This is a genomic window from Kitasatospora sp. NPDC098663 (genome assembly GCF_044760075.1).
Lineage (GTDB): Bacteria > Actinomycetota > Actinomycetes > Streptomycetales > Streptomycetaceae > Kitasatospora.
The window spans coordinates 22664-38147 of record NZ_JBIWAP010000010.1 but is presented as its reverse complement, the minus strand read 5'-3'; the positions used below and the strand labels follow the sequence as shown (position 1 = coordinate 38147).

Below are 15484 nucleotides of genomic sequence, written 5' to 3'. Positions count from 1 at the left end.
CCGTAGGCGTAGGTGCGACGGAGGAGCTGGCCGAGGGCCCGCTGGCTGCTTATGCCGCTGCCTGCAGGGCGATGTCGCAGGCTGCCGGGTGAGTGTGTTGTACCCACTGGGCATCGGCGTGGTTGAGGGTGGCGGCGAGGGCTTCGACGGCGTCGCCGGCGGAGTCCTTGAGGAGGTGGCCGTAGAGGTCGACGGTGATGGCGAGATTGGAGTGGCGCAGGGTCTTGGAGACGACGGCCAGCGGGACGCTGGCGGCGATCACGATGCTGGCCGCGGTGTGTCTCAGGTCGTGAAGGCCGATCTTGGGCAGCCCGATCCCGGCGGCGCGCTTGCGCAGTTGGGTACCCATTGCGGGCGCAGGGGCTACTGAACTTGATCGGGTGATGTCGGGGCTGTTCGCCTGACAGGCGCTGGACGGCTCCGGTAGTTCTGGCCTGTGAGATACGCGCAGGGCGGCGGCTTGACCGACGCCGAGAGGGCCGCGCGGGAGTGGATCCGGCTGGAGGCAGTCGTTCGCTTCGAGGGCGGGGAGAAGAACCGGGAGATCGCTGCCGTGTTGCGGGTGAGCGAGCGGTCCGTTGAACGCTGGCGCCGGCAGTGGCGGGAGCTGGGAGCGAATGGGGTCCAGTCCAAGGGATCGCCTGGGCGTCCGGGGCTGAGTGATGGGCAAATCGCGCGGCTTGAAAAGGAGTTGGAGCGCGGCCCGCTGGCCCACGGCTGGGAGGACCAGCGCTGGACGTTGGTCCGGGTGAAGACGTTGATCGGTCGGATGTTCCACGTCAACTACACCGTGGAAGGGACCTGGCGCCTGCTCAAGCGCCACGGTTGGTCGTGGCAGCAGCCGACCCGGGGGGCGATCGAACGCGACGACGCCGCTGTCGAGTTGTGGAGGAAGGAGGTGTGGCTCCAGGTAAAAGCGCCGCGGCGGCTCGGGGAGCCTGGCTGGTCTTCGAGGACGAGGCCGGACAGACACTGAGGCCGCCGCGCGCCAGGGCCTGGGGCCGAGTCGGGTGCACGCCGGTGGTGCGGGTGCGGGGCGGAGGCTCCGGACGGATATCCATGGCCGGGATGAGCTGCTACAAGCAGGGCGAACGTTCCCGGCTGATCTACCGAGTCCGCCTGCACCGAGGACGTAAGGGCGAACGCAAGAGCTTCAGCTGGCAGGACTACCGCGACCTCATCCTCCGGGCTCGCATACAGCTCGGCGGCCCGATCGTGCTCGTCTGGGACAACTTGTCCGTCCACCTTGTGCCGCCGATGAAGGAGTTCATCGCGGCGAACGAGGACTGGCTGACGGTCTTCCAACTGCCCTCGTACGCCCCGGACCTCAACCCGCAGGAAGGCATCTGGTCGCTGGTCAAGCGGACCATCGGCAACCTTGCCGTGGCCAACCTCAACCACCTGACCAAGAGCGTGAAGCGGAGTCTGAAGAAGATCCAGTACCGACCGCACCTGATCGACGGATGCCTCGCCCAGGCCGGACTGATCATGGACGACTGACCACCACGCGGCCCGACATCACCCATTCAACTTCAGTAACCGTCCGAGCGGGCGAAGACCAGGTCTTCGAGCCGACCGTCGGGGTGGGTGGCCATCTGGCGGGTTGCCTGGTGGTGGAGGGCGGCCGTGACTCAGGGGAGAGCCTGATCCAGGCGCGGCTGGCTTCGGTCTTGGGTTCGCTGAGGTGGATCTTCCCGTTGTTCACGGCCGTCAGGGTCCAGCGGACGTAGAGCTGGCGGTCCATGAGGTGCACGTCCGACCAGTGCAGGGCGAGGACCTCGCCCCGGCGTATGCCGGTGCCGAGCATGACCTCGAACAGGTCGGTGAGCCGGTCGGCGTAGTGCTCCGTGTTGTGCCGCAGGAACGCGGCGGACTGGTCGGGGGTCCAGCAGACGCGCTCGGCGGCGCAGAGCTTGGCGGGCACGGAGTGCTTGGCCGGGTTGTAGCGCAGCCGCCACGTCCGCACCGCGTGGTTCAGGGCGTTGCGCAGCATGGCCACCGCGTGGTGAACGGTGGTGTGTCCGCGGCCGGCGGCGAGCTGCGCGCTCAGCCAGGCGTCGATGTGTTTGGGCCGCAGGTCGACGAGCAGCATCCCGCCGAACGCGGGAACCAGGTCACGCTCGATGCACGCCCGATAGCCCGTCCAGGTGTTCGGGGCCAGCGCTGGCCGCGTCGACTCCAGCCACTCGTACAGGAACAGCCCGACGCGCAGCGTCCGGCCCTCGTACACACCCCGGTACTCGGCATCCAGCACCCGCGCTATCTTCCGGGCCGCCTCTCTGGCCGACTGGCGAACCCACCCCGCCGCCGAGTCCGGCGCTTGCCATCCTCCCGGGCCAGGTCCACCGCATACTCCACCGGCCATGCGTGGTGCCGGCGGCCAGCCGCGGACACCACGAACCCAACGGCTTCCCGCTGTTGCCGTCCTTGCACCCGTACCTGCGGTACACCCGACCGCGGTTGGGACGCTGCGCCATGGGCTCCTCCTCGAACCAAGTGGTGATGGCGTGTCCAGAGTCGCAGGAGTGATGGGTGTGGCGTCAGAGCATGCGGGGCGGAGCATGGAGCACCCGCAAGAACGACCGGCCGGGACACGCGTCGGCGACACGCCGTGAGGGTGAGCACGGAGCACGTTCGGTGGGTAGGTCAGCTTGATCGCGCAGCGTCGGCTCGCGCGGGGTCGCTGTTCGGAAGAGCCACCGCGGACGAGGAGAGGGCGGTCGGCGTATGCCGATGCCGGGGCCAAAGCGGCGGTAGCCAATGGCGCGAGGGTGTTGGCCAGCGAACTCGCAGCTCACACCGCCACTGTCGTGGGCGTGCGATAGCGTCCGGATGGAGACTGGGCTGAGGGGGATCGGTGAACGACAGTGCGTTTGCAGTCGAGTTGCGGGAGCACTCGCTGACCTTGCTCGCGGAGTGGCGGGGGCTGGAGCACACACAGGCGGCGGAGCAGTTGCGAGCAGCCTCGTTCAGCGCCGCCCGGGACTACGCCGGTCGCTTCCTGCTGGAGCTCCTGCAGAACGGGCACGACGCGCACCCGAGGCAGCGGCCCGATGGCCGGGTGCATGTTCTCCTCGACGAGGACGACGGCGAGTTCGGCACCCTTTTGGTCGGCAACGGTGGCACCCCGTTCACCTGGGACACGGTCAAGTCGGTGTGCAAGCTGGCGAGGAGTGGCAAGGAGATCGGCGAGGGCATCGGCAACAAGGGGATCGGGTTCCGGAGCCTCCTGCAGATCACGGACGCACCGGAGATCTACAGCGCCCGCAGCGCGGGGTCCGGCCCGGCGGTGCTGGACGGCTACTGCTTCCGGTTCGCGCTGGAGGAGGAGCTGACGGTTCTGCTGGGCGACCGGGAGGCGGCGCGGCGAGAGGCGAAGAGGCTGCCGCCGTTCCAGATTCCCTACCCGGTGGCTGAGGTGCCGGAGGCCTGCGCGCAGCTGGCCGAGGCGGGGAGCGTGACCGTGGTCCGGATCCCGCTGCGCCATGCGGCCGCGCTCGACGAAGTGCGGTGCCGTCTGGAGGAGTTGGCTGCCGTCAAGGCCCCGGTGATGCTCTTCCTGGACCGGTTGTCCCACCTGGTGCTGGAGCGGCGCGTCGCGGGTGTGGTGGAGACCGTCAGCGAGTTGACCCGCGTCGAGCGGCCGCTGGCGTTGGTCGGCCCTTCGCTGGCTGCTGCCGTTTCGTTCGCCGAGGTCGATCTCGGTCCGGCCGGGTGCTTTGTGATCGCGCGTCACACCGTGGACGAGCAACGGCTGCGATCCACCATCAAGGCGGCGGTCGACCTGGGCCGGCTGGACGAGTCCTGGCTGGAATGGGAAGAGCCGGCCGTGGTGGAGGTGGCGCTGCCGGTGGCGGCCGCCAGGCCGAGGCGAGGGCAGACCTTCACTTTCCTGCCGCTGGGAGAAGGAGTCCTGGCGCCCTTCCCCGGCCATCTCAGCGCCCCCTTCTACACCAAGATGGACCGCACCGACCTGGACCACGAACATCCCCTGAACAGGTTGCTGTCCGAAGTGGCGGCCGAGACCTGTCTGGCGGCGTCGGCGCGCCTGCGGGCGTTGCCGGAGCTGCGGATGCGGCAGATGGCGGTGGACCTGGTGAGCTGGGAGACGACGGGCAAGTACGCGGGACTGCTGTCGGCGGCGGCCCCGCGCGTGCACGGCCGTGAGCTGGGCGAGGTGCCCGTCGTGCCGACGGTGCGGAGCGAGGGTGCCCTGCCGGAGGAGGGCTGGACGACACCGAGGGGTGCGACGCTCTGGCCGGATCGCGAACTCGCCCTGCTCGTACCGGAGAAGGCACACGCGACCGGGATCGCCGTGGTGGATCCGGAGGTCGGCGCCGAGCGGATCAGGCGGCTGGCGTCGGTGTGCCGAGCGGTGCAGTGCCAGCTGGATCCCCCGCGGTCGGTGCTGGCGGACATGGTGGAACGGATCGTGGCCACCTTGCCGCTGCCCCGGGCCGGCGAATCCGTCCGCGACTGGGACGCCCTGTACGCCGACCTCGCCACGCTCTTCGAATACGACGGAGAGGTACTGCGCGGCCGGATGATCCTGCTGGCCGAGGACGGGACACTGCGGAGCGCGAACGGCGGTGGCGACAACGGAAAGCCGGGGCAGCGACGACAGGCGTTCTTCCAGCCCGGGCCCGCCGCACGCGGCGACAAGGGGACCCCCGTAGTGCCCGCGGTGCTCGGCAAACGGCTCTTCTGCCTGCACCCCGACCTGAACTGGGCCGAGAACGACGACGACAGGCACCGGCAGCGGGCCCGGTTCTTCCTGCAGTCGGCCGGCCTGGTCCGGCCGTTCGACCCCAAGGGCCTGCTGGAACACGTCAGGCTGGCCCTGGCCGGCAGCACTGACCAGAAGCTGCGCCTGCAGGCCCTCCGGTTCGTCTTCCGGCTGTGGCGCTCGAAGCAGCTCACGGGAGAGTCGGGGCTGTCCTCGGTGGGGCTGTACGTGCCCTCGGCGGACGGGACGCTGATCAGGGCCTCGGGAGCGGCCTTCGGCACAGGATGGACGGGTACCACCGGGGACGACCTGGCGATGGTGGTGGCGGATGGGCGCGAACTGTCGTCCGCGCTCCGCTGGATCGCCCAGCGCCTGATCGCGTCGCCGGACACGATGGTGAAGCGCGGCGAGACCCTCGACGAGTGGCGCGACTTCCTGACCGCCCTCGGGGTTACCGACGGACTGATACCCGTCTTCACGTCAGGGGCCGAGCGCCGGGCCAAGGGCGGCAATCTGACGGCGCCCCACCTGATCAGGATGGCGAAAGTCCCGAGGGGTGTCGACGCACAGTGGCTGGCGCACATAGGGCGATCGCGGTCGGACGCGTGGTATCCGCAGACGCCCTACGACGGTGGCCATGCCTTCCGACTGCCGGGCCAGGAGGTCGTGGGGCGGCTCGGTGAGGCCGCCCGCTTGGCGTACGCCCGACTTGTGCTGCGCGGGCTGGCGGCGTGGAGGCCGGATCATTTCAGGACGGTCTGGACGAGTGACAGTAGCCGCAGGACGGACCACGAGTACGTACCGACGCCGCTGGAAGCCTTCGTCCACGGGCAGCCCTGGCTACCGGTGCGGGGAGCCGGTGGCGTGGTGCGCTGGGTGCGCCCGGCCGAGGCCTGGTACTGCCCGCCCGGGGCGGAGGAGGAGCCCGCGTTCATGCCGACGGTCGACCGGCGGCTGTGTCACCTGCTGGAGTCGAAGGCGGTCCGGGACCGTCTGGGCGAGGCCGACCTGTGCATCTGGGGAGAGCCCGAGCACAGTGCGCGCCTGATCGCGGAACTCGGTCGGTTCCTGGAGGACGGCGCGATCCGGAGCGACGACTGGCCTTTGGCTCAGCGGGCCAACGAGCGGGCCTGGAACGAGCTCGTCGCACAGCCCGGCCCCGAGCTCCCGTACGACGCCGTCCTGCTCGCCGAAGCGGGCGAGCGGATGGTGGCCGTCTCCCTCGACGAACTCGCCGACGACAGCGCGGCGGCGTACGTCACCGGCGACCGCGACAGCCTCGCCGCCCGCCTGATCCGCGAGATGGAACAGCCGTTGCTCGTGCTCCCGGGCATCGCCCGGCAGGTCTGCGACCTGCTCGAAGAGATCTGCCCCGGCGCGTTCCGGGCCGTGGACTCCCTGGAGTTCTCGGCCACCGTTGACGGCGAGCTGGTGGACCCGGCGGCCATGGGCGAACCGCTGGTCGACGAATTCCCCTGGCTGACCCTGGCGGTGGCAGCACTCGCCGACCACGATCCGCACAAACCCCGGCCGAGCGACACCGCCCTCACCGAGCTGACGGGCGCGCTCCGTGCGGTGCGACTGCACCGCTACACCGGCTGGGAGGTCACCCTCGACGAGGAGCCTGTCACCGTACCGGACCGGCTGGACGGAGTGCTGCCGCTGTCCGACCCCAAGCACCCGCTGCTGCTGACGCGGGAGGGCGACCGGAGCTGGCGCGAGGTCGCCCGGTTCGCGGTCGCCATGGCCGACCTGATCGGACACCGCAGTCTCGGCGACCGGCTGCAGTTGGCCGCGCTGAAGCTCGGGGATGCCCACGCCGACCTGAGCGAACCGGCGGAGCCGGAACTCGCCCGGGCCCTCGGCCTCTCCGTCCACCAGCTCGAACAGACCGGGCGCCGGATCGACGGCGCTGTCGGAGGTGTCCTGCAGCGCGGCTACCCGGTGCTCGTCCACTTGCTCGGCCGGGCGAAGGCAGACGAACTGACGGACCCGACACCACGCGACACCCAGGACCTCACGACCGCACTGCGCACCTGCGAGAACGAACTCATGTTGACGGCTGAGCAGTTCGTCGGCGAGGCCCGCGCGGCCAGGTCGACCGACGAACTCAGGGCGGCGCTCGGGATCGACTTCGCTGCGCTGAACCACACCCTGGCCACGTTGGCTCCGCGCTACCAACCGATCAGCCGCGGCGAGGCACACGAGGAGGCGCTCCGGACGTTCGTGGACCTTCACCGCAAGGAGCTGCTGAACCGGCTCCGCTGGTCTGCGCTGGAGGAGTTCGACGCCCGGCGGCCGCTGAGCGACTGGCCGGAGCTCCGCACCCTCGACTGGGTCACCGCGCCCTCGGCCTGGGCCTTGACCGTCGAGATCGCCGACACCGCGCTGTTGCGGGCACAGGTCGAAGAGGCACTCGCCGTGCGGCTGGGCGGGCCGGCACCGGAAGAGGGGGACCCGCTGCCACCGAGCGACTACGCGCGCGGCCGGAACAAGAGCGTGATCGCGGGCCTGGCCGAGGACCTCGTCGCCCTGGTGACGGCGTCCGGTCGGACGCTCCCCGCGGCACTGGCGGCCGCCGTCCCGGCGGAGGAGATCACCACCCGGTTGGAGGCGGCCGGTGCGCTCGACTTCCGAGTGCTGGGCCCGGACGACGTTGTCGCCTGGCTGGCCGCGCTCGGGCAGTGGCCGGCTGACCTGCCCCGCACGGCGGACCTCGATCGGCACGGGCTCACCCCGGAGAACCTGGACGAGGCCCGGACCGTCACGAACCGGGCCCGCGCGGCGCGCGAGCGCGCCCGCAGGCTCATCTCGGTGGGAGACCGGGAACTCGACGTCCACTCCGGCGACTTCACCGAACTCAACGCTGTACTGCGCGCAGCACTGGACGCCAGGCCCGAGCTGGTCGGCGGCCACCACCACTTCGCCCGCCTCACCCCAATCAGGCCGCGGAACAGGGGAAGCCGAACCGGGAACCGCCCGGGCGGCACCCGAGGCCGGGCGGACAGTGGACTGTCCCAGGCCCAGCGGACGGCGATTGGATACGCGGGCGAGTGGTACGCCTACCACTGGCTGTGCCGCCAGTACCCCGGCACCGATGAGAGCAGCTGGGTCTCCACCAATCGTCGCGGCGCGTTCCCCGGCTCACCCGGGGACGATGGCCTCGGCTTCGACTTCCGGATCGGTTCCGGAAAGCACCCGCTGATGTTCGAGGTCAAGGCTACACAGGGACAGGGCGGGCAGATCGAACTGGGGGAGAGTGAAGTCCGAGCGGCCCAGCAGCACGCCGGCCATGACGACCGGTGGCGGCTGCTGGTGATCACCTCGGTCCTCGATTCCGAACAGCTTCAGGTGCACATGCTCCCCAATCCCTTCGGGGCGCGGGGGCGCGGGTACTACCGGGAAGAGGGGGGCGCGCTGCGCTTCACCTACCACTTGTGAGCCAGCCAGGAGAGGCACGCGATCGACCAGCGCACAGGCTGGCAACACGCCTTGGGGGTGATCACTGAGTCCGTTCGGTAGGTAGGGCGGCTTGCTCGCGCGGCATCGGCCCGCATGAGCGCTGTTTCAAAGGAGCGTACGCAGACCGGAGGCAGCGGTCGGCCATGGGTTGTCAGGCTCGTACAACCCGCAGCATGCGTGCTGCGGCGACGGTGGGTCCTGGACTGGCTCCCGGCACGTGCCACGGCGGGCGCCGAGAATTTCAGCGAAGCCGAATTGAATAGATGGAGTCGGGATGCCGCAGCTATTTTCTGAATGAGGAACGGTTTGAGCCGGACTGATTTTTCTCCGTGGTGCTGGCCCCATTTTCGGTGGCTTCCCGGGCGATCGTCGGGAATCGCTGGATTGATAGCTGGAGTGGCGCTACCCTGGAGCCGTGAACGCCACCCGGACCCTCCGTCAAGCTCCTGAGCTGGGGACCAGCTGGGGACCGCACGTCATGCGCGCTACCGCGCGAGGTGCGCGAAACGCGCTCATCTGCACACGCATGACGTGTGCGCGAGCGCATTTCAGGCAGCAATAGAGGAGCCATTCCTGACTGGGGATCAAGGGGTCGCAGGTTCAAATCCTGTCGTCCCGACAGTGAAGTCGGTTGTGAGAGCGGGTACTTGGGAAACCAGGTGCCCGCTCTTGCTGGTTTTCGGAGCCTGTTTTTGGTCCCGAGTGGTCCCAGAATGGTCCCCAGGTTTGGCCACGGGTGCGTCGCCACCCGTTGCCCCAGTGGCTGGTATGCGGATTGTTCTTCGATCTCAAGGTGAAGTGCGAGACCTCCTTGCTGTTTTGCTGGAGCGAGGCGTGGTGGCGCACTTGACCTTCGGTCAAGTGCGCCGGGCGTCGGTCAAGTGGGTCAAACTGGTTCATGTCGGGGTATTTCTAAGGCCTTTCTGGCGCCTACTGTTTGCCGTGGTGTGACTCGGGCAGCATCGGAGCGGCTTGTCAGCGGCCATTTCGAGGCGATGGCAGTTACGGTGTGTTACCAGCGGCGGGTGATCTGGCCGTCGCGTTGGAGTTTCTCGAGGTGATGAGTGAGGGCTTGGCCGGCTTCCAGGATCCGGAGCACGTCGGGGTGGAAGTAGCGCTGGGTGGTGGTGATGAGCCGGTGGCCTGCGATTTCCTTGAGGATGTGCGGAAGGAATCCGGCGTCGGCCATCCAAGTGAGCCCGGTGTGGCGCAGATCGTGGCGTCGTAGGTGCTCGTAGCCGAGGTCGCTGGTGACCTCGTCCCAGTGCGTGGCGTCGCGTAGGACGGCGGTGCTGAGGCGGCCGCCGCGCGGGCCGGTGTAGAGGCGGGCGTCGGGGTCGCCGCGGGTGGCCTGCAGTCGGCGGGCGATGAGCGGGCGCAGCGGCTCGATGATTGGGATGAAGCGGGCGATCCGGCCTTTGGTGTGCTTGTCGACCAGGCCGCCTGGTGCGGGGGTGGTCTGTCGGCGGCAGGTCAGGAGCCACTTGTCAGTGTCGACGTCGCGGGCCCGAACTCCAGAGACTTCTCCGATGCGGGTGGCGGTACAGGCACTGTGGACGACGACGTCGCCCCAGCCGCGATAGTGGTTGTACGAGGCTTCGACCAGAGCGTCGGCGAGTTCGGTGAGGGCGTCCCAGTCGCGCAGTGCGAGGGTGCGGGGGTCTCGCAGTTCATCCTCGGCCTGCTGGAACTGGTGCTGCCAGCCGGTGATGTGGGCGGGATTGCGGTCGAGAAGGCCATCCGCGATGGCCTGCTCGAAGATGCGAGAAAGCATGGCGAGGGTGTTCTTGATCGTGGAGCGGCTGCAGCCGTCGGCGATCCAGCCGAAGACTGCGGCAGTGATGAGGGCGGTGGTGATCAGGCGGAGGGGGAGGCGCCCGAGCTCGGGCTTGATCCGAAGGTGCCAACCCGCGAGGTAGGGGACGTGTGTGGTGGTTTCCAGGCCGACCAGGATGGCCGAGAGGCGGAGGTTGACGTAGTCGTCCAGCGGCATGGAGGCCAGGGACGGGAGGACAGTGCTGCCGGTGGCATCGGCCAGGATAGTAAGCCATTGAGTGACCAGTGTCGGGTCGAGCCCATTGTGGACGGCTCCTGCGAGGAAGCTGGCCCAGGCGTGCGTCTGGGCCGGGGTGACCTGGGCGGACGGCAAGCGGCGGCCGCTAAGTGGTGAAGTGCGGTGTTGCGAGCGTCGGGCGCTCGCCGGAGCCGGAAGGCCGGCGGCGGTGATCTCGCTGAACGGATCCAGGGCAGCTGATTCCCAAGGGTTTATTGAAGTACTCATGCACCATGGTTGCGCCAAGCCTCCTTGACTGCTTGATGCCGTCATGGTGTCATTGCTTCATGCTCTATGGTATGCCGTCGCTGCAGGACAACGACCAGTCCGTCCTCGCGGAGATCGACGAGATGCGGGACCGGTTGCGTATCCATCTGCGTACCTCCCGTCGCTGGGAGGGGCAGCTGCGGCGCAACCTCACGGCGCGGGCGATCGCCGGATCGAACACGATCGAGGGCTACGCCGCGAGCGTGTCGGACGTCGAGGACATCATGGTGGGCGAGGCGCCGATCGATGCGAACGACACCGTCACGGCCGAGATCGAGGGCTATCGGCAGGCGATGACCTACATCCAGCGCCTCGCCGAAGCGGGTGATGACTTCGCCTACAGCAAGGGCCTGCTCAACTCGCTGCACTTCATGATGCAGGGCCACCACCTGCTCAAGCGGCCCGGCTGGTGGCGCACCGGCCCGGTCTACGTCACCTCGGCCGAGGACCCCACCATCGCTGCCTACACCGCCCCGGATGCCCAGCAGTTGGCCGACCTGACCGGCGAGTTGGTGGAGTGGCTGAACGAGGGGAACCTCGACGCGCCGGGGCTGGTCCGGGCATCGATGGCGCACCTGAACCTGGTGTCGATCCACCCGTGGTCTGACGGCAACGGGCGGATGTCCCGGGCCCTGCACACCCTTGTCCTGGCCCGCGAAGGGATCATGGCACCGGAGTTCTCCAGCATTGAGGAATGGCTCGGTCGCGCCCGCAACACCTACCGCTACTACGACATCCTCGCGGAGGTCGGCGGCCCCGTCTGGACTCCCGAACGCGACACCCTGCCCTGGGTCAGGTTCTGCCTGCGCGCCCACCACCAACAGGCCCAGAGCGTCGAACGCCAGGTCAACACCACCCGAGACGTCTGGACCGCCCTCGACGAAGCCGTCGAGCAGCGCGGCTGGCCCGATCGCATGCTCTACGCCCTCTACCCCGCGGCCATGGGCAACCGCCTGCGCCGCGCCACCTACCAGGCCGACGCCGAACTCAGCGAACAGCAGGCCCAACGCGACATCCGTGAACTCGTCCGCGCCGGCTGGCTTGCAGCCCAAGGCGAGGCCCAGGGCCGCTACTACACCGCTGGCCCCGACCTGCCCGAGGAGATCACCCGTGGGGTACGCGAGCCCCGGCCGCTGCGTGACCCCTACGCATAAGGCCGAGCCGGAGAGCAGCGCGGACGCGCCGAGCCGGATTCGGCATCGCGCCGCTTCGCGTCGACTGCTCGGCAGCGGTAGATTTGACTAAGTCAACGGACTTCCTCGGAGAAATGCTGTCCAGCGCCTTCGCCCTCGGAATCCAGCCCGACCGCCCCAGGACGAGGAAGCATGGACCCTCACGACGACCCGGTGACGCTCAACCTCGCCCGCATCGCTCGGCTCGCCGGCGTCGGTCGGGCCGCAGTGAGCAACTGGCGTCGTCGCTATCCCGACTTCCCGCGATCCGTCGGTGGCACCGACGCCAGTCCCGCCTTCGCGCTGGGTGAGGTCGAAACATGGCTGCTGCGCCACAAGAAGATCGAGGATGCCCCTCGGGATCTGAGCCGGCTTTGGCCGAAGGTCGAGGACCTAGGCGACCGGGAGGGCATGGCGCAGGTGGTGGCCGCGGTCGGTGAACGACTGACGGAGCCCGCGCTGCGTCCACCGGCCGCCGCTCCGGAGCCGGACGGAACGACACGAGCGCTCGTGGCGGAGCTGTTGGAAGCGGTGCGCGACCAGTCCGCCGTTGAGGTGTTCTCGGACCTGATGGAGCGCTGGCACGGTGTCCACGTCCGCCAGGTGCCCGCCACTCCCGAACCGCTGGCGCGAGCTGCTGCGGTCCTTGCCGCCGGAGTGCGTGGTGCCTCCCCGGTGCGCGACGTCCTGGATCCGGCGTGCGGGCTCGGGACCTTCCTGCTGGCCGCCGCCGACCAGTGGTCCGGGCAGCGGCAGGCTCCGGCGCTGTTGGGCGTGGACGGGGATCCCGCGCAGGCCCGGCTCGCCCGGGTCCGGCTCAAGCTGGGGTATCCCGGGAACGAGTCGGACGCCCAGTGTGCCGACGTCCTCCGTGCTGCCGTCCGACCACCGCTCCCCGTCGATGTGGTGTTGTGCTACCCGCCCTCCAATGAACGTGACTGGGGTCGCAGCGAACTCATGTCCGACCCCCGTTGGACGTACGGGTTGCCTCCGGTCGCGGAGCCCGAACTCGCTTGGATCCAGCACTGCTTGTCCGTGCTGGCGGCTGACGGGGTCGCCGTCGTGGTCCTGCCGCCGGCGGTGGCGGCGCGTCGGGCCGGGCGCCGCATCCGAGCTGGCCTGGTGCGGGCCGGAGTCCTACGGGCGGTAGTTGCACTGCCAGTCGGAAGTGCCCCGCCGTACGGTGTCGGTCTGCACCTGTGGGTGCTCACGAAGGACGGGCAGCCCGGCAGCTCCGTAGTGTTCGTCGATGGCTCGGACTGCCGTGCGACCTCGTCCAGCGGGCGGGGCACCGTCACCAACTGGGACGGCTTGCGAGAGCGGGCGCTCGCCGCGCTGCGGGGGGAGGAGCCGCCCGGCACGGCGCAGGTCCCGGCCGAGGACCTGTTGGACGGCGAGACGGACCTGACCCCGTCCCGGCACACGACGGTGCGGCGAGCCGCCGGTCCGGGGGAACTGCGCCGGGCTTGGGCGGACTGGGACGGCGCCCTGGTGGACCTGACCGACGCGGCCCGGGTCCTGAGTTCGTACCGTGCTGTCGCCACCGACCCCGACGGAGCGGACTTCAGCCTGGTGGCCGACTGGGAACGGTCCGGCGTGCTGCGGGTCGTGTCGGGGCGGACGCCTGCGCAGGCGCAGTTCCGGCAGGGGCCGGCTCCGCGGGACGGGCTGCGCGTCGTTACGGCCTGGCGGTCGGAGTGGGACGAGACCCCGTGGCTCCCCACCGAACAGGCCCTGGAACTGGAGGCCGCGGGACAGGCAGAGCTGACCGGGTTCGGCGACGTCGTGGTGGTCACGGCCGCCGGCGACTTCGACGCCTGGGTGGAGACCGCGGGTCCACGCCTGCTCACCGCCCAGACGGTCGCCCTGCGCCCCGACCCGGAGCTACTGGATCCGTTCTTCCTCGCCGCCTGCCTGCGAGCTCCCGGGAACGGGCGGGGCGCGGCCAGCCACGCGTCCACCACGTCCCGGGTGGACGTGCGGCGGCTGCGCGTTCTGCGGGCACCGTACGAGCGGCAGCGGGCGGTCGGCGAGGCGTACCGGCAGTACGTCCGGTTCCAGGCCGCGCTCGCCGGGCTCGGTGAGAGGGGCGAGCAGCTGGGAACGGTGCTGGCGGCCCTGCTGGGGGAGGGCGGGCTGAGCGGGGGATGATCCCCGCACAGCTGGTCAGTTCTGGCCGGGCAGCCTGCCCAGCAGGTCGGTGACCTCCCGACGGAGCCGCGCTGCCTCCGGGGCGGCCGGCTCCCCTTCCAGCAGCTCCCTGATGGACAGCCCTGCTTCCAGGCACAGCTCCGCGCACGGCGGGCCCGGCTGCCCGTCGGTGGCGGCCAGCAGGATTTCGGTCTCCGCCAGCCAGCGCGGTGCCAGGGTCGCACCGCTCGCGCCGGCCGCCACCTCCGTGCAGAGCACACCGAATCGCGCGCTCGCCAGGCGCTCGCGGTGCTCCCGGTCGAGTGGGCCGTCGGCCAGTCGATACTCGATGGACCGGTAGGCCTGCCGTGCCGTCACCTCCTCGCCGCGCAGCACGTGTGCGCGGGCGACGAGGAGGTGGGCGTCGGCGACCAGCAGGTCGCCCGGCCACCGGCGGTCCGCCTTGGGCAGGAGCAGACCCAACTCGTGCACGGCGTGATCGGGTGCACCGTTCGCGACCTCGTGGCCGGCGGCTTCGAGCAGTGCGCGCAGCCCGGAACGGGTGAGCCCGCCGACCGGCGGCCGCCGCACCTGTGGTCGCTGTCCAAAGACGGCACGCGTGGCCGGCTCCGCCGTGACGGATCCGCTGTCGTCCCGCCGGTAGGGCAGGGTCGGGTCGGGGGAGAGTGTGGGCTGTGGGGCCGGACCACCGGGACGGGGCAGGTGGGCGCGCCAGACGGCAAGTGCCTCGGACACGGTAGGGCGGTCCAGGGGATCCTTTGCCAGTAGCCGGTCGGTGATCTCGACGATCGCGACCGGCAGTTCCGGGACGAGCGCACTGAGCAGTGGCGGGCGCTCCTCGCGGTGCCTGCGCATCAGTTCGATGTCGTCGCCGGTGAAGACGGGTGCGCCGCTGATCATGCGGAAGGCGATGCAGCCGACGCTGTAGAGGTCGGCGGCCCCCGTGGGGTTGCGCTCGCCGCGATGGAGTTCGGGAGCCATGTAGCCGAAGGTCCCCGGGGTGTAGTCCTTGGTGTAGCGGGTGGCTTCCGGCGCGAGCGGGAGGGCGATGCCGAAGTCGACCAGATACAGTCGGCCGCTCCCGTGTTCCAGGAGGATGTTCGGCGGCTTGACGTCGCGATGGACGACGTCTTCGGAGTGGATGCGGTCGAGGACCTCCAGGAGGGGCACGATGACCGAGGCCACTGCCGGTAGGCCGGGCCGATTGCGTTCGAGGAACGTGCGCAGGTCGAGGCCGTCGACATAGTCGGTGACGAAGTACCAGCGCGAGCCGGTGAGATGCTGGTGCACCAGGCGGGGGACGCCCTGGCCACCGAACTGCCGATGCAGCCGGCACTCCCGTTCGAACCGCCCGCGGTCCGCGCGCGTGGGTTGGCGCACCCCACTGCCCGTCCGGTCGTCCCGCAACTGCAGGAACTTGATCGCGACCTGCTGTCCGGTCCGCAGATCGTCCGCCTTGTAGACGACCCCCATCCCGCCCCGCGTCCCGTCGTCGCACCGGACGAACCTGTCTGCCAGCTTCTCGTCCGCAGGCCACGGCTCCCGCACTGCGTCCCCTCCCCGCTTCATTCGCGTGAGGGAGACGATACAGCATGTAACCGATACGTTGACTCTGTTCACATTGTGCCTCATAGTGTTGCTCCCGTCACCACG

General features: G+C 69.6%; 9 protein-coding genes. 5 read left to right on the top strand and 4 right to left on the bottom strand.

The window, feature by feature from the left end:
• Positions 1–49: 49 nt before the first annotated feature.
• Positions 50–349: a tyrosine-type recombinase/integrase gene (locus ACIQVZ_RS13070; protein WP_402449513.1), complete on the bottom strand. Its 300-nt coding sequence runs from the start codon at positions 347–349 to the stop codon at positions 50–52.
• A gap of 87 nt (positions 350–436) precedes the next feature.
• On the opposite strand from ACIQVZ_RS13070, the gene ACIQVZ_RS13065 reads away from it, so the two are divergent.
• Together ACIQVZ_RS13065 and ACIQVZ_RS13060 are read left to right on the top strand one after the other, a co-directional pair.
• Positions 437–976, top strand: coding sequence for a winged helix-turn-helix domain-containing protein (locus ACIQVZ_RS13065; protein WP_402449511.1), 540 nt, complete (start codon positions 437–439; stop codon positions 974–976).
• Entirely contained in the window at positions 943–1500 is a 558-nt protein-coding gene (locus ACIQVZ_RS13060) for a transposase (protein WP_402449833.1), read from the top strand. Before ACIQVZ_RS13065 ends, ACIQVZ_RS13060 begins: the two co-directional genes overlap by 34 nt.
• Here ACIQVZ_RS13060 and xerC read toward each other — a convergent pair.
• Positions 1487–2254 carry a tyrosine recombinase XerC gene (gene xerC, locus ACIQVZ_RS13055; protein WP_402449508.1) on the bottom strand — a complete coding sequence of 256 codons (768 nt, stop codon included), beginning with the start codon at positions 2252–2254 and terminating at the stop codon, positions 1487–1489. The genes ACIQVZ_RS13060 and xerC overlap by 14 nt on opposite strands.
• A gap of 603 nt (positions 2255–2857) precedes the next feature.
• On the opposite strand from xerC, the gene ACIQVZ_RS13050 reads away from it, so the two are divergent.
• On the top strand, positions 2858–8167 hold the full coding sequence (locus ACIQVZ_RS13050; RefSeq protein ID WP_402449506.1) for a sacsin N-terminal ATP-binding-like domain-containing protein: 5310 nt from the start codon (positions 2858–2860) through the stop codon (positions 8165–8167).
• Between the two features lie 1033 nt (positions 8168–9200).
• Here ACIQVZ_RS13050 and ACIQVZ_RS13045 read toward each other — a convergent pair.
• The gene (locus tag ACIQVZ_RS13045) at positions 9201–10337 is read right to left on the bottom strand and encodes a tyrosine-type recombinase/integrase (protein WP_402449503.1); all 1137 of its coding nucleotides are present in this window, start codon (positions 10335–10337) and stop codon (positions 9201–9203) included.
• Positions 10338–10540: 203 nt separating this feature from the next.
• Between ACIQVZ_RS13045 and ACIQVZ_RS13040 the strand changes: the two genes are divergently transcribed.
• Entirely contained in the window at positions 10541–11662 is a 1122-nt protein-coding gene (locus ACIQVZ_RS13040; RefSeq protein ID WP_402449501.1) for a Fic family protein, read from the top strand.
• Positions 11663–11833: 171 nt separating this feature from the next.
• Positions 11834–13831 (top strand): class I SAM-dependent DNA methyltransferase, encoded by a 1998-nt coding sequence (locus tag ACIQVZ_RS13035; RefSeq protein WP_402449498.1) that lies wholly within the window; start codon positions 11834–11836, stop codon positions 13829–13831.
• Positions 13832–13846: 15 nt separating this feature from the next.
• On the opposite strand, the gene ACIQVZ_RS13030 is transcribed toward ACIQVZ_RS13035, so the two are convergent.
• Positions 13847–15451: a serine/threonine-protein kinase gene (locus ACIQVZ_RS13030; RefSeq protein WP_402449495.1), complete on the bottom strand. Its 1605-nt coding sequence runs from the start codon at positions 15449–15451 to the stop codon at positions 13847–13849.
• Positions 15452–15484 lie beyond the last annotated feature (33 nt).

What these genes read in the sequence shown, in the direction of transcription:
- ACIQVZ_RS13070 (WP_402449513.1), bottom strand. Translation starts at nt 349, where the DNA reads ATGGGTACCCAACTGCGCAAGCGCGCCGCCGGGATCGGGCTGCCCAAG.
- ACIQVZ_RS13040 (WP_402449501.1), top strand. Translation starts at nt 10,541, where the DNA reads ATGCCGTCGCTGCAGGACAACGACCAGTCCGTCCTCGCGGAGATCGAC.
- ACIQVZ_RS13035 (WP_402449498.1), top strand. Translation starts at nt 11,834, where the DNA reads ATGGACCCTCACGACGACCCGGTGACGCTCAACCTCGCCCGCATCGCT.